The following is an 18,612-nucleotide window of genomic DNA, read 5'->3' as shown; positions in this document are numbered from 1 at the left end:
CCGCGATCCTGCTTTTCCTTGGAATGCACGCAGGGATCATGAGCACCGGCCGGCTCCCGTCCGCCCCCCCATGGCTTCGCGCGGGGCGAAGCGACGACCCGGACGACGTGCGCGCCTTGGCTGCTCCCGCCTGCGCAGGCGGGGGGCACCCCGCCGAACGCGTCGGCCCGTCTGGTGCAGGCGAGCCTAATCGATCGGCGGGAGCGCGCGAGTGCCTTGCTTGAAACGTCCTCTGTCCCGTCGCTCGAGTCACTCGCCGATGAAAGCGCGCCGCTCAAATCGCTCGCGCCGGTCGCCGCGCTCGAGGCCATAGTGCAGCGTTTCGGCCGGCCGCCTCTTGTTGTTCGCAATCAGAAGGTCGTGCTCGGGCCGCCGACGAACTTACCCGCGGGCAGGGACGCGATGATCAAGGGGGCGGAGCAATGGACGCCCTTAGTCGGCCGCATCGAATTTTTCAGCCACCGCATGAGCTGGGGCGGCACCGGCTGGGTGATCGACCGCAAGAACGGCAAGACGATCATTGCCACGAACCGCCACGTACGCCCATTGTTCACCCAGCAGCGAATTCCTCTCCAGATTGGCCCCCAATGCTACAAAGTTTGCCGCACCGTTGACGAACATCGAAAAGCTGAGACGAGCATCGGCAATTTTTCATGGAAAGTTCGCATTGTCTGGCCACTGGCCACGATCGGTACTCGAGTCTACGAGAACCGCCTCTTCAAAGGCTGACCGTCAGTGCCGGGAGAAAGCGTGCGAATGGCTGGAGCAGTTCTTGCAGCGCCTTGGTTCGCTCCAGCCAGTCAAAGACTAGAATTCGAAGCCCACTTTGACTCCATAAGTTCGGGGTTCGATCAGCACGCCCAGAACCGGGGGGCCGAAGAGGGTCGACGAGACATAGGACTGCGCGAACGCGAATTCATTCCCGATGTTGCGGACATAAGCTTCGACATACCAGCCGTCCTCGTCGCCGTAACGCGCCCGTGCCGACGCGAGACCATATCCCTTTTGGGCTACGCGATCGCTGTTGAACGGCGTGAAAAACTGCTTCGACACATAGTTATACTCGCCGCCCAGCGAGAAACGGCCGTGGCCCAGCTCCCATCCTTTTTCAACCGAAGCGTTGAACGACCATTTCGGCGCCTGGGTCAGCCGGTTCCCGTCGAGATCTTGGGGCCCGAGGCCCGGAAAGGCGGGGTCGATGCTGATGAAATCGGCAAATTTGCTGTCAAGATAGGTGGCGCTGAAACCGAGGCGGAAGTCCGAACCCGTCCGCAGCGTCGCCTCGAATTCAATGCCATTGATCTTCGCCGCGGCGGCATTTTCGATCGTCGTGGTCTGGCCGCGCACCTGCGAAACCTGAATTTCGGAATAATCATAGTGGAATGCCGTCAAATTGGTTGTCAGCCGGCGGTCGAACCAAGACAGGCGTGCGCCTGCTTCGTAGCTCTTGATCTTTTCGGGACGGAACGGAGGCTGAATCGCCCCGAAATTATACCCGCCACGCTTGAACCCTTCACTGTAGGAAAGGTAGAAGAAAGCATCATTGCTCGCCTTATATTCAAGTGTCGCCGAAGGCAGGAAATCCTGGAACGTCACGCGATCATTGCGCGGGAAAGGCGGTATCGGGATGATCGGATTGGCGGGGTCGTACGGCCTGGTCAAATCGAACTGGAACGTGTCCGCAACGCTCTTGCGTTCGCGGTTATAGCGTCCACGGGCTCAGAGCCTTCGAAAAAATGCTCCGGCGGTACCCAGCAAGGGACTGGCGCCGCCGGAGCAAGATCGAGACCATCAGAACTTGAAGGTAGCGCGACCGCCGAAAGTCCTTGGCCTCAACGTGTTGACCGAATTGGGAAAGCGTCCGCCCTGGTTGATGATGAACGAGTCATCGTTCGTCAGGTTCTCGACATAGGCGACGAGCTCCCAGCCCTCGGTGAGGAAGCCGATCGACGCGTTCACATTCTCATACGCCTCGTTCATCGCGAAGAAGGGACTGGGGATGTTCGTCCCCGCGGTGTTCGAGAAATTGTTCGTCGACGAACCGACATGCTGCGCATCGACACGCACATAAGCCTGCCAATCCGATGCAAGGTCCCATGTATATTGCGCGCTGCCCGAGATCTTGAACTTGATCCCGCCGGGCAGCCGATCTCCCTCGACCACGCCCGACTGGAGGCTCGCGGCGGGATCGATCTCGTCGATCTCGCTTTCCTGGATTGTCGTTGCCAGGCTCAGGTCGAGACCATCGACCGGCCTGGCGTTGATATCGAGTTCGAGCCCCATCGAATGCGCCCTGCCCGCATTGGCGACGAAGTTGAGGAAGTCGGACACGCGCACCGAGTCGACCTGGATATCCTTCCAGTCGATGTAGAACGCCGCGAGGTTGGCGGTGATCCGACCATCGGCGAAGGTCGACTTGACGCCCAGTTCATAGTTGATGGTAGAGTCGGGCTTGTAGGCCTCCGGAATGACGACATCGGTGGGATCGATCGCGCTTGGACCGCGATTGGCATTGACCTGCCCGATCCGGAAGCCCTTGCTGACGCTCGCGTAGAGCAGCGTGTCGTCATTGGGTTCATAGGAAAGCGCAGCGCGCCAGGTGAGGCTGCTGTCCTTGCCCTTGTTGACGAAGGACACGGTATCGAAGCCGCCCGTAGCGAAGTTCAAGACGCGGCGATCGGGCTCGGAATAGCTCACCTTGGTTTCGAACCCGCGCGCGCCGGCCGAGATCTTGAGCTTGTCGGTGAGCTGATAGCTGACGTCCGCGTAGATCGCGAGTTCCTTGGACTTGGTCGTGATGTCGGTCACGAAGAAGGCGTCGTCCGGGATCGGTATGCCGAACAGCGCGCCGAGGCCGGGCACGCGGATCAAAAAGTTAATATCCGTTTTCCGGTCGATATAGAAGAGTCCAGTGACCCACTGGAAGGGCGAGTCCGTGTTCGAGACCGCGCGCACCTCCTGGGTGAAAAACTCCGAATCCCAAGGTGAAGATTGCTGCAGGACAGGAAGGCCAACGCCCAGCAAATCGCCAACATCCAGAAAACGGCCGGTGTGCGACTGCTGATAGGTCGTCGAGGACATGAGGTTGGCCACGCCTTCGATGTCGTGCTCGAGCGTGAGATTATAGGTCGTGAAACGCGCGGGCCTTCCCTCCGATATCGCGGCGCCGCTCGTGAACTTGCCAAGCGCTGGATTCCAGCTATCGCCATCCTCGGGATCGCTGTCCTGGTGGATGACCTCGGCGCGCACCGAGGTGTCATCGCCAGGCGCCCAGAGCAATGCGACGCGCCCGCCCCAATCCACGGTGTCGTTGCGCGTGCCGAGCGTGACGTTCCTGACCCAGCCGTCCTCATTGCGATAATAACCGACCGCGCGGATAGCGAGCTGGTCATCCAGGATGGGAACGTTAAGCATCGCGTCATAGCGCTGACGCAAGGCGCCACCCTCGGTGACACCCAGGTCGATGCGCGCGGCGCCTTCGAACTTGCTGGCATCCGGCCTCTTGGTGAGGATGCGGATGGTGCCGCCGAGCGAGCCTGAGCCGAACAGCGTGCCCTGCGGGCCGCGCAGCACTTCCACGCGATCGACGTCGAACAGCCGCAGGTCGGGCTGGACCGCGGCCGCGAAGGTGTCGGTGACCGGTGCGTCGTTGATATAGACCGAGACCGGCTCCTGCGTATTGCTGCCATTCACATTGGTGGCAATGCCGCGAATGTTGAATGTAGCGCGATTCTTGACCGCCTGGTTCAACGTCAGCCCGGGGATCGATGGCGCCAGGTTCTCGAAATTGTCGATGCCGCGGCGCTCGAGCTGCGTGTTGCTGAGCGCCGAGACGCTGCCGCTCACATCCTGAAGCGACTCTTGACGCCTGGTCGCAGTGACGATGATCTCCTTTGACTCCTCGATGGGCTCGTCCTTCGGAGCGGGCGTAGTTTGCGCTGCCCCAGGCGTTGCCGTCCACGCGATTGCCGATGCAGCTGCGAACAGCGTCACACGACGCCTCCTGACCGCTCTTCCGGATTCAACTGGTCGCCTCATTCACCGTCTCCCCAATTAAATAATTGTTGTCCTAATCACCTAGAAAGATAGTTACTTTAAAATAATAGAAATAATCTCGAACAATACCACAATCTATTATCCGTAGATCAGTTTATCGAACCACCTTTAGCAAGATCCGAAAAATTCAGGAGATTTACTGGCAAGATGACCTTGCATCACGCCGACAATATTTCTTGCCGTCATTTGCCACGATCGCCGAGAAGCCTACATGCTGGCAGACAACTGAAATCATCCCCAATTCGCGGACTCTGCGGCATTCTTGCACACTCCTGCCCGCCAGACCGACGATGCCGGAGCAACGGAATGGCGGAGCACTGTAGAATACGCCTCATCCAATCCACGTCAATATTTTTTATCGGTTGACCGACCTATTAATTCCTCACGGGGTGAACCGATGCCGGATTCCACGGTCCTGATGCGTGCCCCGTTCGACGATGCAGGCATCCCGACGAGCTGAGCCGCCGCCGGTTCGAGAACTCGCGTAGACGGTCCCCAGATTCTGCCGACTTTTATTGTATTGGTCGATCAACCAATATTCGGTTTTGGGAATTGTCAAACCGGGTCGTGGTGCCGGATGAAACCGCTATCCGCTTACCACCCCCTTGGAGGCCGCAACCGCGCATTCTGCGCTCAGCCAGTTTCTGAACTTCACCAGCGGCGGGTAAGCTCCACGCTCCTTGGGCCAAACGAGATAATAGCTGCCGCAGCTGCGCAACGGCCGATCCATCGCCTTGACGAGCGTACCGCTCGACAGCTCCTCCTCGACGAGCAAGGCCGGCAGAAGTGCGACGCCCAACCCTACGACGGCCGCTTGGATGAGGGTCGAAAACTGATCGAACAGCATGCCATGCACTGAGTCGCGGCGTGCGCCTTACCGCGGCTTGCGTCAGCCTGAACTCGCCTGCTGCAGCGGTTATGCTGCCGGTATGCGCCGCCGCCTCGAAGGCCGCCAGCAGCGATATCGAAGGAAGGAAGCGACGGGGTGCCGGCCATTCTTGCTCCTTCGGATTGATCTGCCATAGCACCTCGAAGACATGCTTGTTCAATGAGGCGGCATTCGGACCGCCACGCGCGCAAGCCGCTACAAGGGCAGATCCTCATAATACCCATTGACTCGCAAACAATGGAAGCAGATATTTAGTTGATCGACCGACATATTAATGGATCACAGAATCCGGAAGTTGGGAACGAGAGGATGACGAACGTGCAAAAGAAGGGCGCAAGGTCTGGCGCAAGTTGGCTTCTGCTCATCGCGTCGGCGACGATCGGGTGGCATATGATTGCGCAAGGCATGTGGCATGCGGGCGAAGCAACCTCCCTGCTCCCACATCCCGCGCGCTCGATGCAAGGCGATACCTCCGAGCGGCTCAGAGCTGCGCTCACGAACATTTTCATAAAATGCCACGCAACCAGGCAAGTAGACGAATCAGCATCACATTTTCAGGCCGCCTGGTGCGATCGGGTGACCAGCGGCTAACTTTTCACGCCGTTCGCCCCCCGATCCGGCTCGGCAATAGCGCCCAACGGCTATTCAAAAGTGCAAAATCATCCGCCTGTCTGCCGTCATTGGTTTTCGACACACTCCACGCTCACGTGCCCCGAAAGCCTGGAGAGAGATTTCAGTCTTTCGGAGATCCGACCAGCCCGAGTCGCATGCAGACTGGGGGCGTGTCCCTGATGGTGGTGTAGCTCGATGGGAGCGAAGCTGACCGGCCGCGCGCTACCCATATGCGCTGTAGCGGGCGGTCAGTTTCGGGGGTGGCCATCGGAAAGCTTCGGATAGGTTTGGGTTGCGACACTCAAGCCGACAGATTCCGATGACCAAAATGGCAGGGAATAGATCCTGCTCGTCGAGCATATGCTCTACTCTGACGGCCAGGTCCTCGTTACCGCTCACATAGGCGACCTCGAGAATGGCCCCCTTTCCGGCGAAATAGTAATAATAATGGCCAGAACGCATGCCTGCTTCCTTGCAAATGTCGCTAATGCTTGTTTTCTGAAAGCCCTGCCGGACAAAGCAGAGCATCGCGACTTCGACGATCGCGGTGCGTCGGGCCTCGGTGTTCACCTCAGCTACCCGTCTCATTTCATGTACCCCGTTTGACAAAGATCTTGCGTGCTTGACGCCAGAGTCCTAAATTAGGTTGGTCGATCAAAATTATAACTGTAGCGGCATGCTGTCGAAAAGGGGGAGGAAGCCGTGGTGCCAGCGATGAAACAGGGCACATCTGCGTTAGCGCAGATCAGCAACGCTACATTTCAACATCCGCGCGAGCGCTTGCGCGCTCCCTTCATGAGGCCCCGACATGCTTGTTACGACCAGCGGATAGGACTTCAGCTTTCCCTGATTGTTAGACGGAACGCATGATCATGACGAATGCCACTACCTATCCGTTCGATGATGAAGCTATGGAGTATCCCGCCGATACAGCGCGCGCACCAGCATCGGCCTGGTTTGCATTGGCGGTTCTGGTTGGTGCCACGCTCTTTTCGTTTGTTGATCGGCAGATTCTTGCGCTTGTCGCCGAACCACTTCGCGAATCACTCGATCTGTCCGACCTGCAACTGGGTGCGCTCCAGGGCTTGGGTCTGGCAATCTTCGCTGCCCTTGCAAGTTATCCGATGGGCTGGCTGTCCGATCGATACGATCGCCGACTCGTCCTGTGCGCGGGCATCCTGATATGGTCTTGCGCAACGGCCGCATGCGCGTTCCAGACAAGTTTCGAAGGTCTTTTCGCCTCGACCGTCGGCATCGCGGTCGGAGAGGCCGGACTGGCGCCGATCGTCTTGTCGATCATCCCGGACATCTTTCCACGACGGCAACGCACGCTCGCCAACTTTATCTATTTTACTGCCGCACTGATCGGCGCAGCGATAGGGATCGGGCTGGGTAGCGTCACGTTGGGATGGCTCACCGAGAATGTCGCTTCGCTGCCGGGCATGCTTGGCGAACTCGAACCCTGGCGTGTCGCCATGATCGTGGTTGCACTGCCGGGACCGCTCTTTATCGCGCTGGTGGCCATGCTGAAAGTTCGTCGCCCGCAGATCTCTGCAGCGCACAATGGCCCTGCAGATGCCTCGACAGCAGCGACTGGGCTTCTTCCCTATGTACGCCAGCACTGGAAGACGGTCTTTTTCATCTTTAGCGCCATGGCTGCCTATAACATCGGGATCGGATCAACGCTGATCTGGATCCCGGCCGCAATCCATCGCGCATTTGGGGTGCCTCTGGCCACTGTTGGATTGCAGCTTGGCGCGATGCTCGGTGTCGCGTCGATTATCGGACTCATTTGTTCGGGCTCCGCCTTGAAATTCTTGCCCGGTGACAAGGCATTGCTGCCCCTCAGGATCGCAACAGCGGCTTTCGTCATCGCCATGGCGGCAACATTCATGCTCCCGTTAATTCAGTTCCACTGGCAGGGATTGGCGATTGTCGGGGTTCAAATGGGCGCTGGCATGGGCGCGGCCGCACTGATGCCAGGCGTGCTGCAGGATATCAGCCCGCCGCATTTGCGCGGCCGAATAATCTCGATTCTTTCGATCGTTGGCGCAGTCGCGCAAGGAGTGAGCCCGATGCTCGTCGGAGCGATTTCCACGACTATCAACGATCCGCGTGGCGTCCTACAGGCCTTGGCGATCGTTGCGACGCCCGGCTGGCTTGTGGCAGCTTACCTCATCTGGCGCAGCGTCGGCGCCTGCAAACGCACCCTCGCGATCCTGGATGTCGAACACTAGTCACGTGAATCCGAAGTTCGGCTCATTATTTTTTGGCAGAAGCGTTTGACAGAGGCGAGGATTTCCTCGGCAGATTTCACCCATTTGTAGGGTTTGGGGTTTTCATTGTGCTTCTCCATGAATGCGGCGATGTCGGCTTAGAGTTCTGCGGTCGATCGGCGGACGCCGCGTTGCAACTGCTTGCGCGTCAGCTCTGCAAACCACCGTTCAACCTGCTTGATCCAGGACGCGGAAGTCGGTGTGAAGTGAACATGCCAATGCGGCGGCGTGCGAGCCAGGCCTTGATCTTCGGCGTCTTGCGGGTGGCATAGTTATCCATCACGAGATGCACATCCGGTCCGTCGGACATCTCGGCGTCGATCCGCTTGAGGAAGTCGAGGAACTCGGTTGCCCGATGGCGTTTGTAGCATTTCCCGATCACGGCGCCGGTGGCAACGTCGAGCGCGGCGAACGGGGATGTCGTGCCATTGCGGACGTAGGTATGAGTGCGTCGCTCGGGTATCATCGAGCGCTGTTTGCGCTCGGCGCTGCCGATCATCGACTATGCGCTGATCGTCGACACCGGCTCGACCGACGGCACGCCCGAACTGATCGAAAGATTCCTCGCCGCCAACGGCGTGCCTGGCCGCGTGCATCATCATGAGTGGCGCGGGTTCGCGGACGCCCGCACGGTTGCCCTCGCCCAGATGCGCGAGGTCGAGCATATCGATTATGCGCTGATGATCGACGCCGATGACGTCCTTTCCTTCTCCAAGGACGTTGCCGCATTCAAACAGGATCTCGTGAGCGACGTTTGCTGGCCCTCGACCGTCCTGGACGGCCTGCATTATCTCCGTAGCGCCTTCATCTCGAACAGGCGGCCATTCTTCTATGCCGGTGTCGTGCACGAAGAACTCTACTGGGGCGGCGAATTCGCGACTTATCAGACCGCGTTCGGCCTGACCGTCACGACGCACCCCGACAGCCATCGCGCCCAAGACCCGATGAAATTTCGGAAGGACGCCGACGCCCTTATCGCCGCCTTCGCGACCGAACCGAATGAGGTCATCCGTCGGCGCTACACCTACTATATCGGTCAATGTCTCCGGGATCATGCCATCCTCGTCGGCGACTTGACCTGCTACCGGGAAGCACGACACTGGTACCAGCTGAGGGCAGAGTTCGGCGGTGTCGGGCACGAGCCCTATTTCGCCAACATGATGGTCGCCACGTGCGCCGACAAGCTCGGCGAACCGATTGATGAGGTGCTCGAGGGATTCCGCCGTGCGATCGCTCTCGAGCCCGATCGAGCGGAAGCCCCCTTCGAGGCTTCGCGCGCTTGCGTCAGCCGCGGCGATGTCCGCCGGGCTCATGAATTCGCCCAGCTCGCCGCCACGGCCACCCGCCCGGCCCCATTTTACCAGCAGGAAGGCTGGATCTATGATTGGGGCGCGCAGGATCAGCTTGCCGCCACCACGTTCATGAACGGCGATGCCGGTGCCACGATCGCGTTAATCGAACGCATCCTCGCCGATGCCCCCAATATTCCCGATCACGAACGTCAACGAATGATCGGCAATCTCGACCACGCCATTGCCAGCCTGAAGGCGGCCACGCGCTAGTCAGCGCGCGACTACGGACTTGTCGGCGCCGCATGCGCGGCGCGGTTGGAAAGGGGCGCTGCCCCCCTCTGCACAAGGGCCAGGCCGTCTCCGCTTCGCTCCGCTTGGTGATCGCGGCGGTATCGCGCACGGCGACACCGGCCAGTCCAAGCGGGTCGCCGATTTCCTGATCTAGTGGTGGAACGGCGACAACAACTGCCATTTTCCGGAGCTGCACCTGGGCAACTGCGATGCGGTGATATCGGAGGATGTGTTGGTCATCAGGGCCTATCTCGCCCAAGAGGCGACCGTTTACCCTGATGCGTTGGGGCGCAAAGGCGACATGGCCGCGCTATGGGAGTTGCAGCGCGGCAGCTGAGAGTTTCCGAGGTCGTGGCCGTGGTCGCCATGACATACGTGCAAAACCTGGCCGGGTCCGCGCTCGCGCGGCCCCGGTCACTTTTTCGCCGCTGCGCCGTTCTTTCTTCGTTCATCGGCAGACGCTATAGGTTTCGACATGACCAGCGCCGCAACAACCGGTCCTCTTTGGACGCAAGATCAGGCTATCGCTTACGAAGCGGCTCTTGAGGCCGTCAATGATGTCATCGCCGGTTACAGCGAACAGATCTTTGCGGAGCAAAACCGCCAAGTACCCGATCAGCGGCGAGTTGCCCTGCTTCGCATGCGCTCATCGCAGGCTCGCGATGTTTCTGACGCGCTCGACGTCACGGATGACGTCAGCGTGCGACAAGTGCTGACCGAATACAGCGCGATCGTTCGCGCGCGGGATGCTGCCGAGGCCCTAACCGCTGCCGCATAGTTCGCCGATGGATCGTGATCCCGAGCGATATAGCCTATCGCCCGACATTCTGCAGCGCATCTACGAAACCGAAGTAGCGCCCGAACTCTTCAAGGTGGCCCATAGCGTCGAGCGTCCAACCGCGATCGTGCTGGGCGGGCAGCCGGGAGCCGGAAAAACACCGATGCAGAACCTGGCCGCGCGCGAATTCGCCGATAAGGGCGGAATCGTGAAGATCATTCGGTGACGATCTGCGCGTCTATCTCCCCCACTATAAGGCCCTGCAGCGCGCCGACGATCGGACCGCGGCTTTCTACACCGACCGCGATTCTGGCCGCCTGGTCGAGAAAGCCATCGCCGACGCTGCCGCGCGGCGCGTCAATGTCCTTGTCGAGGGCACGATGCGAAGCCCGGATACCGTGGAGCGGACATTGACGCAGTTTCGCGAAGCGGGCTTCGCGACCGACGCTCGCGCCCTCGCCATCAATCCGAATTGTCCGCCCTGGGCATGCTTCAGCGCTATGCAGCACAGAAGGAAAGCCGGGGCGGCGGGCGTATGACCACGCCAGAGGCGCGCAAGGCATTGCTAACCGGCATGCCCGGCACGTTGGACCGGATACAGGACAAGCGGTTTGCCGACAGCCTCTCGATCTACAAGCGCGGCGGCGAGCTGGTTCACCGGTTCGACCTGAGCGGCCCAGCTCGAGCAAACGAGCTTCGAGCGCGTGAGATCCTCGAGCGCGAACGCGCGCGCCCATTATCGGAGCGTGAGGCGGCTTATGTTCGAAGCGAACAGCAGCGGCTCGAGCCCATCCTCCAGCGCCACGGCCTGCCCTCCCCGAAAATCGAGCGCGGGCGCCCCGAGACGCCCGCGCAAGATCGTGACCCGCCAAAGGATCGCGGCTCCGATCGCCAGCGCTGACGCGCGCTCAATTCCCGCCGCGATAGCGCGTCACGTCGGCAACAGGCCGTCCGCCGCATGCTGTGCAGCTCAGCCGCCGAATCAGCCGGTAGATTGATGTTGTTCTCGGTATGCCGCTCTCGCGCGCAAACTCGCCGAAGAGGCCATGCACGACTTCGCTAGTCTTCCGAACGTGATTGATGTGCGCGCAATCGGTCTCGTAGCCGGCATTGAACTTGAGCCGCGCCCGTAAGCGCCTGGGCAGCGCGCATACGACGTGTTTGTCGATTGCTTTGAAAAGGGGCTGCTGATCAGGGTCACTGGAGATACGATCGCACTGTCCCCGGCGCTGATCGTCGCGCCCGCTCATATCGAGCAGATCGTCCAGATACTCGGAGACGCCCTGCGAAAGCATGCGTAGCTTGGTGTGAACTTCCGGCTTCGACAATTGGCGGCTCGTCAGAAGCCGCCCCCATCGACGACCGGCGCCGTCCGCGCCCGGCGGACTACGCCTTCGCTCGCGTGGTCTTTTTGGACTTCGCGAGCTTCTTCGGTTCCAGGAGCCATGGCTCGAACAGCAGCGCGAACGCCTCACGGTACCGCTCGAGATCAAAGTCCCGTTCGATCCGCCGCCAGCCGATCCCAAACCAAAGCAGCATCACGATGTCGACAAAATGGGCAGGATCCAGCTTGGAATTGAGCTTGCCCTCTTCCCTTGCCCTCGAAACCGCTCTCCTGGCGGCCTCGGCAAACCGTGCCGTCTGATCTTCATCGATGTCACGCAACCGCTCGTTTCGCGTCGTTTCCGCGGCGAGCTCAAGTCTTAGCGCTGGCGTGATCTCCCATTTCTGGCGCCCCTCCTCCGCTTCCTGGTGAATATCTACAACGGCCGAAACGATGTCCCGGGTGTCAAGCATGTGGTCGATCCTGTCGACCAGCTCCTCGGTGCCCATGAGGCACATTTCTTCGATTATCGCATCCTTGCTTGGGTAATAGTAATATAGGTGGCCGGAGCGCATGCCGGCTTCCCTGCAAATGTCCTGGATGCTGGCATTCTGAAGGCCGAACTTGTTGAAGCACCGGATCGCCGCGCGCAGAATCGTGGTTCTCTTGGCTTCGGTGTTCGCTTCATCGACCTTGCGCATTTTGTGCCCCTTATTGCCTAGCGCACCCATAACAGGGGTAGACATCGTATCCCATAGGGCTTTTAATATAGACTTAGTGACCAACCAAATAAACGAGTCACGATATGGAGACGGATTACCAATGACTTCGCTTGCGAGCCTATCGAGATATGTTGGCTGCGGGTTCGCGGCGACTGTGCCAGGCGCAGCGGCCGCCCCTCAGCCGATAGCCCTAAGCCCAGGCGCTGGTCAGAGCAATCGGATGACGCGTCCGACGGCGCGCCGAACCCGCAGGACCTTCAAGCGCTGCTCAAACACCCGTCTCTCCATTACGCCATTCACACGCAACCGTGAACTATTTGCCTGAGCGCCTGGAGCGGATTTTTGAAGGATAGTATGATGAACAAGATCGACGCTGAAATCACTGCGATGACCCTGCGCTATGAACGCGCTGCAAATCGTGATGCCATGCGAAGCACAAGGCTGACGCCCAATAATAACCTGTCCGGCTATTGGATCGATAATCAGCGCTTTTTCTACAGCTCAGAGCATTTCGACGCGGATTTGGATCGAGTGATTTCAACGCCGATGATTGCAGACATGTCGAGCGGATCGGCCGGGCCGATCATGCCCTTGGAACAACTGGCGATCGAGCTCACCAAACATTCCGAGGCGCCCATCGAAGTCGCAGCGTTTGCCGATGCCGAGTACGACATGCCCAACGACAGTCAGCTGGTCGTCACGCTAAACGGAACGGCCTTCCGCCTCGATATTGCGACCAAATCCGCTTCGTCGGCTGAACCGCTTTCTACCGATCCGGAGTTGTTCTCGCCCGACGGACAATTTGCCTGTTTCGTCCAGGGAAATGACCTCTGGTTGCGTGATCGTGTGACCGGCGAAACCAGGGAATTGACGAACGATGGCGCGCCATATCTCGCTTATGGTCAACAATCCGAGTGCTGCCTCGGAATGGTGTCCTATCGAAAGCACCCGGTGCCAGTGGCTATCTGGTCGCCCGACTCCCAATGGCTGCTGACCCATCGCATCGATGACAGGGAAGTTCCCGACCTTCCTCTTGTCCAGCATGCATCGCCCGACAGTCTTCGCCCGGTGCTCCACACGTACAAGTACGCGACAATGGGAGACCCTTCTCCGATCGCGACCTTTGTCGCCATCCATATCCCCACCGGGCGCATCGTCGAGGCGACCGATTTTCCCGCAATTGTCTTTGCATTCAGCCCGATCGCAATGCGCCTCGCCTGGTTCGGTGATGATGGTGCCACCTGCTACTTTATACGATCGAATATCTACCAGACCGAGACAGATCTGGTCGAATTGAACCTCGATACAGGCAAGAGTCGCATCGTTGTGAGCGAAAAGGCCGAGCAGGGCTATCTGGATCTTCATGCGCTGGTCGCTGCCCAGATCAATGTGCGTCCGCTGGCCTCATCCAACGAGTTGATCTGGTATTCGCAGCGCGATGGCTGGGGACATCTCTATCTGTATGACGCGGCCACTGGAGCCCTCAAGAACCAGATCACCCAGGGCGACTGGATCGTACGTGACATCATCCACGTCGATGAAGGCAAACGGCGCATTCTCTTTCTCGCCGGCTGCATGGACATGGAAACGGATCCTGGAAATCGGCGCCTCTGTTCGGTCAATTTCGATGGCAGCGATCTGCGGGTCGTTATTGCCGACAGCTGCGATGTCATGATCTCGCCCCGCTCTCTGTCGGGACATGATCAGGAGAAACCCTTTCACCCATCTTATGCCCGCACGGGCGCTTCAGCCGACGGGCGATATGTCGTCCGCAAACTATCGCGGATCGACCAGGGCTCGCGCATCGACATCCTGGATCTGGAAGGCAATGCTCGCCTGGCGCTCGCCAGCGTCGATACAGAGCTGTTTGGCGAGTGGACTCCACCCCGCCCCTTCAAGGCACTCGCCGCAGACAACGAGACCATGCTCTACGGCACGATGTTCCTGCCGACGGATTTCGAGGAAGGGCAGCACTACCCCATCATCGATTACATCTATCCTGGCCCCCAAATCGCCTATGCCCCGCGCCACTTCGAAACCATTTTCGCCAGTCAGGCGCGCATGCTCGCTGAATTGGGGTTCGTCGTTCTCATGCTGGATTCGCGCAGCGTGCCGCTTCGCTCCAGAGCATTTCACCACGCTGGTTATGGCCACTTGCTCGAACCTCAGCTCGCCGATCACGTGGCGGTCATCGAGCAACTATGCAAGCGCAATGCCTTCATGGATCGCAGCCGCGTCGGGATGATCGGGCAATCGGGCGGGGGCTATGCCACGGCCCGCGCGCTCTTCGATTATCCCGACATGTTCAAGGTCGGCGTGTCGGTCTGCGGCAATCACGATTCCCGCGCCTATGCGCAGCTCTGGCTTAGCAAATATGGTGGCCCTGGCTCCGAAAGCAGTTGGGAAGCGCAAAGCAACCAGTCAGCCGCAAAGAAACTTCAGGGCGATCTTCTGCTTGTTTCCGGCGACATGGATGAGAATGTTCATGTTGGACATACGCTGTCCCTCGCCAACGCGCTCGTTCAGGCCAATCGGGATTTCGATCTTCTGATTGTACCCAACGCAGGTCACGGTGTTCTTTTGACTGACGCTTACACCCAAAGGCGCGTCTGGGACTATTTCGTCTCCAGACTCGCTGGACTGCGGCATCCGAAGAATTTTCCGCTGGAATACAGGCCGGCGGACACCGCCCGAATCTGGAAATTGTATGCGCAGGAGTGTCGTGGATGACCGCTTCACTGATATCCAGACCGAATGTTGGCGAAGACGCTGTCCAGCGCCTTAACAATCTCGCCAATTACCATGTTGATGTCCTGAAAAATGTCGGGGTTTCAATCGGGATCGATCTGCCGGGCTCCGAGCGGATCTATGTGACCGCCGGGCACGCCGATCGTCACGGCACAACGCCGGTCAAGAAGGATCATCTTTTCCAGATTGGCAGCCAGAGCAAGACCGCCGTTGCCATGACACTCCTCCTCCTCGAGCGGTCAGGGGCGGTCAGCCTTGATGATGCGGTGCTCGATCATGTCGACCTTCCGATCGACCGGCGCATTACAATTCGCCACTTGCTGATGAACGCAAGCGGGCTGGGTGAATTTACGTCCGCCTTTGTCCAGCGTCAGCTCGATCCGCACATCACATACGCCCCGCGCGACCTTGTCGCGATGGCGCTTCCGCAAGGGCAGATCTTCGAACCCGGCGACCGGTTCGACTATTCCAATACCGGCTGGGTCGTTGCCGCACTCGCGATCGAAGCCGTTACTGGCGAGCGTTATGGCGATGTAATCCGTCGCCTCATACTCGACCCGCTCCAGCTCAAGAACACGTGGTTTGGCGGGGGCGCACCGACTGATCGAATGATGCGCGGCTATATCCAGTCACCCGTGAAATCCGAGCCCATCGACAGTTCGGAGTGTCTCAGCTGGGCCTACGGCGCGGGCGACGGCGTTTCGAACGTCGATGACATGCTCGATCTATTCGGCGCCCTAATCAAGCCCGACAGCAATATTGGGATCAATCTGTCGGACCTGACGCGGCAGACCGCAAAACATTGCGACAAACCCTATTTCTCGCTCTCCTTCGGCACGGAGTACGGCCTCGGCGTGGAACGAAGGGCATGGGCGGGGCAGGAGGTTTGGGGCCATCCGGGTTCCACCTTCTCCTATGTCACATCGACCTGGATCGATGCTGCAGCAAAAGTCGTGGTCACGACCTGCGTTACACGAAATGTTTCCATCGACGAAACAGACACAGCCTTGCGCTACCCGCGCGAGCAGTTGTTCGCTATGACGCTAAATACGGCCTATGCGGTAGCGCAACAGCAGCACGACTGACCATGCCCTGCCATCGGCGACAGTCGTCGCCGATGGCAGCTCACAGACAGTTGAAAGTTGGGCCGCCGCCGCGAGTACGGACTTGGAAGCGGCCGTCGGACAAAGCGCGTGCCCTGAACCGGCCGGATCCTTAGTCTCGCGGTCGGTCCGACGGCTGCCGATCTTCAACGCGCGTGCCGCGCCACGCGACCGGGACAGGATCTCAGGGCGGTATCCAGCTGGGGCCGATCCGGCCACCCGGGCTTGCGACCCCGATGACCATCGCCTTCGCTCCCCTGGCGCTGGCTTCGGCCGGCGTAAACTGCGGCAGCCCCGCGGTCACCCTCGCGCCGGTGCAAGCAAATTCGCCGACTCAATGCTCACCCGCCCAATCGCGGAGGCCATATGCTGTCTTGGCAAGTTCGGGAAAGTGAGCATCGGCCAAAAAAGCAGATAGGGCCGCGGTAAATTCAACATCTCTATTCTCTCCAGAAACGACGGCGCGAACACGCTGTGATATGAACAAAAATGCTCCAGCCCGGCTGTCCTAGGCGCTCGCCGCCTTGCGATTTTGCGTCAAACGCCCCCCGGGGCCGCGTTAGAGGACAATCTGATCTTCGATCCTGCGCGAAGCCTTCGTGAGAATCCGCGGCTCCGGGCCGACGACGACCGTGTCGTCGAGCCGGAAACCGCCCAGCCCGTAAACATAGATGCCAGGCTCCGCCGAATAGACTTCGTTCGTCAGAAGCGGCCGCTCGTTGAATGCCATGTCATCGGGAAATTCATGGCCGAGAATGCCCATTCCGTGCCCGGTGCGATGGCAAACCAGGTCGGCGCAGCCAGCCCGTTCGAACACTCGCAGAGCGGCCTTGTCGATCGCCTTGACCGGCTGCCCGGTTACCGCCGCATGCGCTGCAGCCTCATTGGCTTCGCGCGCGATCTCATAGTAGCGCCTTTGATCGTCCGAAGGCTTGCCTGCAAACCATGTCCGTTCATTTTCAATGACCAGCCCATTGAGGCGCGGGACGATGATGTTCACGAGCACATCTCCTTCCTGGATCCTGTACCCGCATCTTGCGCCATTGCCATGCGGCGATGCCGAGGCGGGGCCGCTGAGGGTAAAACATTCGAGCATTTCGAGATTTTCGCCCGGGAAACGGAGCGCGCCCTCTTCCAAGAAGAGACTCGTCATCTGCATGTCGAGTTCCTGAACCAGCCGGCCAGGGCGGATGTTCTCGCGGTACCGCTCCTGAAGCCAGTCCGACAGCTCGCACGCCGCCCGCATGACTTCGATCTCCTCTTCATGCTTCACCCACCGAAGCGACCGAAGCTCCTCGGCGCTGGGGAGGAAGATGAGCCCCGACAGGTTAGCACCCGCGGCGCGAAGAAATCCGGGGACGCCGTCTACGCCAACACGGGCACCCGCGAGTCCCGCCGACCGCATGATTTCGTTCGCCACTTCCGGCAAATGTGAACGCACCGGCATGCGCTGACCAACGGGATGCTCCGCATAGAAGCTTACTTCGTCGATCCAGATCCGCCCCTGCTCCTTCTGGAAACGGAACAGGTTCTGGGAAAGCTCATTCAGAAATCCGACGGGCTTGCCGTTTCGCGGAACGACCAGCATGATCGGACGCTCCCACGGCTCGACGTCGGTCGGAAAGTTGGTCGCGAACTCGAAGAAATGCGCCGACGTGAATATGAGGGCATCGAGCCCTCGCGCATCCATGAAAGCGTTCATCTGCTCGGCTCGAAAATCACGAACCGCGTGAGTTAGCAACGGCATTCCAATCCCCTCTCGCAAAGGCAATATCTTCTTGCGGCTCGCCAATCTGGCCCGCCGAAGCGCGCGCCTGACCGAACCGGTCGCCACCTTTTCGCTGCCATCAGTTTAACGATTATAGTTTGGTTGAACAACCTATTTATAAAGATGTGTCGTGCGCACAAGGTATGTCCCATGAGTTGACGCGTCATATGTCCGATTTGGGTGTCTGGATGATCTCCGAACGAAGGGAGGCACCAGATGCGGCGCAATCGGGTATTGACGGAGGCGATACGGATGGAGCGATTTGAGGAGCTTTACCATGAGGTTGAGGCTGGACGACTGAGTTGTGCGGATGTGGCGAGCTGCAGCCCGCGTCATTTTCTACGGCTGCGCGACCGGTATGATGAGGACGGGGTCGATGGCTTGCTGGATCGCCGGGTGGGGCGAGTATCGCGACATCGGGCGGCGGATACGGAAGTCGAGGAGCTCACGCAGCTGTAGCGGAATCGATATGCGGGCTTCAACATACGTCATTTCCACGAGCTGGCGCGGCGCGATCACAGCCTGCACCGGGGCTATAGCTGGACGCGGCTGGCGCTGTTGCGAGCAGGCCTGGTGACGCCCGTCAAGCGTGGCTGAACGCGCCGTCTCACGCGCCCGCGCAAGCCGATGCGGGGGATGAAGATCCATCAGGACGCGAGCACGCACTGCTGGTATGGCGAGGGCTATGCGGACTTGGTGGTGACGCTCGACGATGCGAAGGCGCGCGACGAATGCGTGCCGTGCCGGGACTGC

Annotated in this window: 17 protein-coding genes and 2 pseudogenes; 10 read left to right on the top strand and 9 right to left on the bottom strand. The window is 59.6% G+C overall.

Annotated features, from left to right (window positions below):
* The first annotated feature begins 216 nt into the window (after window positions 1-216).
* Complete coding sequence (locus D3876_RS08180; protein WP_119761296.1) at window positions 217-729, top strand: hypothetical protein; 513 nt, start codon at window positions 217-219, stop codon at window positions 727-729.
* Window positions 730-807: 78 nt separating this feature from the next.
* Here the strand turns inward: D3876_RS08180 and D3876_RS08175 are convergent, their stop codons facing one another.
* The 4 genes from D3876_RS08175 to D3876_RS08155 form a co-directional block, all read right to left on the bottom strand.
* Complete coding sequence (locus D3876_RS08175) at window positions 808-1,662, bottom strand: TonB-dependent receptor (RefSeq protein WP_119761295.1); 855 nt, start codon at window positions 1,660-1,662, stop codon at window positions 808-810.
* A 129-nt stretch (window positions 1,663-1,791) separates the two neighbouring features.
* A complete protein-coding gene (locus D3876_RS08170) occupies window positions 1,792-3,993 on the bottom strand; it encodes a TonB-dependent receptor (protein WP_182911937.1) in 2,202 nt (733 codons plus the stop codon).
* A 649-nt stretch (window positions 3,994-4,642) separates the two neighbouring features.
* A complete protein-coding gene (locus D3876_RS08165; RefSeq protein ID WP_119761291.1) occupies window positions 4,643-4,903 on the bottom strand; it encodes a LysR substrate-binding domain-containing protein in 261 nt (86 codons plus the stop codon).
* A gap of 876 nt (window positions 4,904-5,779) precedes the next feature.
* A complete protein-coding gene (locus tag D3876_RS08155; RefSeq protein ID WP_182911936.1) occupies window positions 5,780-6,127 on the bottom strand; it encodes a TetR/AcrR family transcriptional regulator in 348 nt (115 codons plus the stop codon).
* Between the two features lie 302 nt (window positions 6,128-6,429).
* On the opposite strand from D3876_RS08155, the gene D3876_RS08150 reads away from it, so the two are divergent.
* Window positions 6,430-7,794: an MFS transporter gene (locus D3876_RS08150; protein ID WP_182911935.1), complete on the top strand. Its 1,365-nt coding sequence runs from the start codon at window positions 6,430-6,432 to the stop codon at window positions 7,792-7,794.
* Here D3876_RS08150 and D3876_RS08145 read toward each other — a convergent pair.
* Window positions 7,791-8,296, bottom strand: a pseudogene (locus D3876_RS08145) (IS630 family transposase); the annotation flags it as partial. The gene D3876_RS08150 and the pseudogene D3876_RS08145 sit on opposite strands and share 4 nt — an antisense overlap.
* 13 nt (window positions 8,297-8,309) lie before the next feature.
* On the opposite strand from D3876_RS08145, the gene D3876_RS08140 reads away from it, so the two are divergent.
* The 6 genes and pseudogenes from D3876_RS08140 to D3876_RS20780 all read left to right on the top strand — a co-directional run bounded on the left by D3876_RS08140 (window position 8,310) and on the right by D3876_RS20780 (window position 11,095).
* Window positions 8,310-9,395 carry a tetratricopeptide repeat-containing glycosyltransferase gene (locus D3876_RS08140; RefSeq protein WP_182911934.1) on the top strand — a complete coding sequence of 362 codons (1,086 nt, stop codon included), beginning with the start codon at window positions 8,310-8,312 and terminating at the stop codon, window positions 9,393-9,395.
* Between the two features lie 187 nt (window positions 9,396-9,582).
* Window positions 9,583-9,753 (top strand): annotated as a pseudogene (locus D3876_RS21195) (DUF7673 family protein); the annotation flags it as partial.
* Window positions 9,754-9,891: 138 nt separating this feature from the next.
* Entirely contained in the window at window positions 9,892-10,194 is a 303-nt protein-coding gene (locus tag D3876_RS08130) for a hypothetical protein (protein WP_119761282.1), read from the top strand.
* A gap of 7 nt (window positions 10,195-10,201) precedes the next feature.
* Window positions 10,202-10,420 (top strand): zeta toxin family protein, encoded by a 219-nt coding sequence (locus tag D3876_RS21030; protein WP_274378977.1) that lies wholly within the window; start codon window positions 10,202-10,204, stop codon window positions 10,418-10,420.
* A gap of 4 nt (window positions 10,421-10,424) precedes the next feature.
* Entirely contained in the window at window positions 10,425-10,733 is a 309-nt protein-coding gene (locus D3876_RS21025) for a zeta toxin family protein (protein ID WP_338014329.1), read from the top strand.
* Window positions 10,730-11,095 carry a hypothetical protein gene (locus D3876_RS20780; protein WP_420801947.1) on the top strand — a complete coding sequence of 122 codons (366 nt, stop codon included), beginning with the start codon at window positions 10,730-10,732 and terminating at the stop codon, window positions 11,093-11,095. Before D3876_RS21025 ends, D3876_RS20780 begins: the two co-directional genes overlap by 4 nt.
* 7 nt (window positions 11,096-11,102) lie before the next feature.
* Here D3876_RS20780 and D3876_RS08120 read toward each other — a convergent pair whose 3' ends face one another.
* Window positions 11,103-11,522: a hypothetical protein gene (locus D3876_RS08120; RefSeq protein ID WP_147417613.1), complete on the bottom strand. Its 420-nt coding sequence runs from the start codon at window positions 11,520-11,522 to the stop codon at window positions 11,103-11,105.
* A 58-nt stretch (window positions 11,523-11,580) separates the two neighbouring features.
* Window positions 11,581-12,219, bottom strand: coding sequence for a TetR/AcrR family transcriptional regulator (locus D3876_RS08115; protein ID WP_182911933.1), 639 nt, complete (start codon window positions 12,217-12,219; stop codon window positions 11,581-11,583).
* Between the two features lie 378 nt (window positions 12,220-12,597).
* Here D3876_RS08115 and D3876_RS08110 point away from each other — a divergent pair, with 378 nt between their 5' ends.
* Window positions 12,598-14,970, top strand: coding sequence for a S9 family peptidase (locus D3876_RS08110; RefSeq protein ID WP_182911932.1), 2,373 nt, complete (start codon window positions 12,598-12,600; stop codon window positions 14,968-14,970).
* Window positions 14,967-16,073, top strand: coding sequence for a serine hydrolase domain-containing protein (locus D3876_RS08105; RefSeq protein ID WP_119761275.1), 1,107 nt, complete (start codon window positions 14,967-14,969; stop codon window positions 16,071-16,073). The genes D3876_RS08110 and D3876_RS08105 overlap by 4 nt, the downstream gene beginning before the upstream one ends.
* Window positions 16,074-16,275: 202 nt before the next feature.
* Here the strand turns inward: D3876_RS08105 and D3876_RS20775 are convergent, their stop codons facing one another.
* Both D3876_RS20775 and D3876_RS08100 read right to left on the bottom strand, forming a co-directional pair.
* Window positions 16,276-16,395, bottom strand: coding sequence for a DUF1611 domain-containing protein (locus D3876_RS20775; protein ID WP_238475301.1), 120 nt, complete (start codon window positions 16,393-16,395; stop codon window positions 16,276-16,278).
* Window positions 16,396-16,650: 255 nt separating this feature from the next.
* The gene (locus D3876_RS08100) at window positions 16,651-17,883 is read right to left on the bottom strand and encodes a M24 family metallopeptidase (RefSeq protein WP_220475436.1); all 1,233 of its coding nucleotides are present in this window, start codon (window positions 17,881-17,883) and stop codon (window positions 16,651-16,653) included.
* Between the last annotated feature and the right edge of the window lie 729 nt (window positions 17,884-18,612).

Source organism: Sphingomonas cavernae, assembly GCF_003590775.1.
GTDB classification, from domain to species: domain Bacteria; phylum Pseudomonadota; class Alphaproteobacteria; order Sphingomonadales; family Sphingomonadaceae; genus Sphingobium_A; species Sphingobium_A cavernae.
Note: the sequence above shows the minus strand (reverse complement) of the source record. Positions and strands in the feature narration are given on the sequence as shown.

Coding starts and splice junctions, on each gene's coding strand:
- D3876_RS08165 (WP_119761291.1), bottom strand. CDS start 4,903: ATGCTGTTCGATCAGTTTTCGACCCTCATCCAAGCGGCCGTCGTAGGG.
- D3876_RS08150 (WP_182911935.1), top strand. CDS start 6,430: ATGACGAATGCCACTACCTATCCGTTCGATGATGAAGCTATGGAGTAT.
- D3876_RS08115 (WP_182911933.1), bottom strand. CDS start 12,219: ATGCGCAAGGTCGATGAAGCGAACACCGAAGCCAAGAGAACCACGATT.
- D3876_RS21030 (WP_274378977.1), top strand. CDS start 10,202: ATGGATCGTGATCCCGAGCGATATAGCCTATCGCCCGACATTCTGCAG.
- D3876_RS20780 (WP_420801947.1), top strand. CDS start 10,730: ATGACCACGCCAGAGGCGCGCAAGGCATTGCTAACCGGCATGCCCGGC.
- D3876_RS08105 (WP_119761275.1), top strand. CDS start 14,967: ATGACCGCTTCACTGATATCCAGACCGAATGTTGGCGAAGACGCTGTC.
- D3876_RS08130 (WP_119761282.1), top strand. CDS start 9,892: ATGACCAGCGCCGCAACAACCGGTCCTCTTTGGACGCAAGATCAGGCT.
- D3876_RS08110 (WP_182911932.1), top strand. CDS start 12,598: ATGAACAAGATCGACGCTGAAATCACTGCGATGACCCTGCGCTATGAA.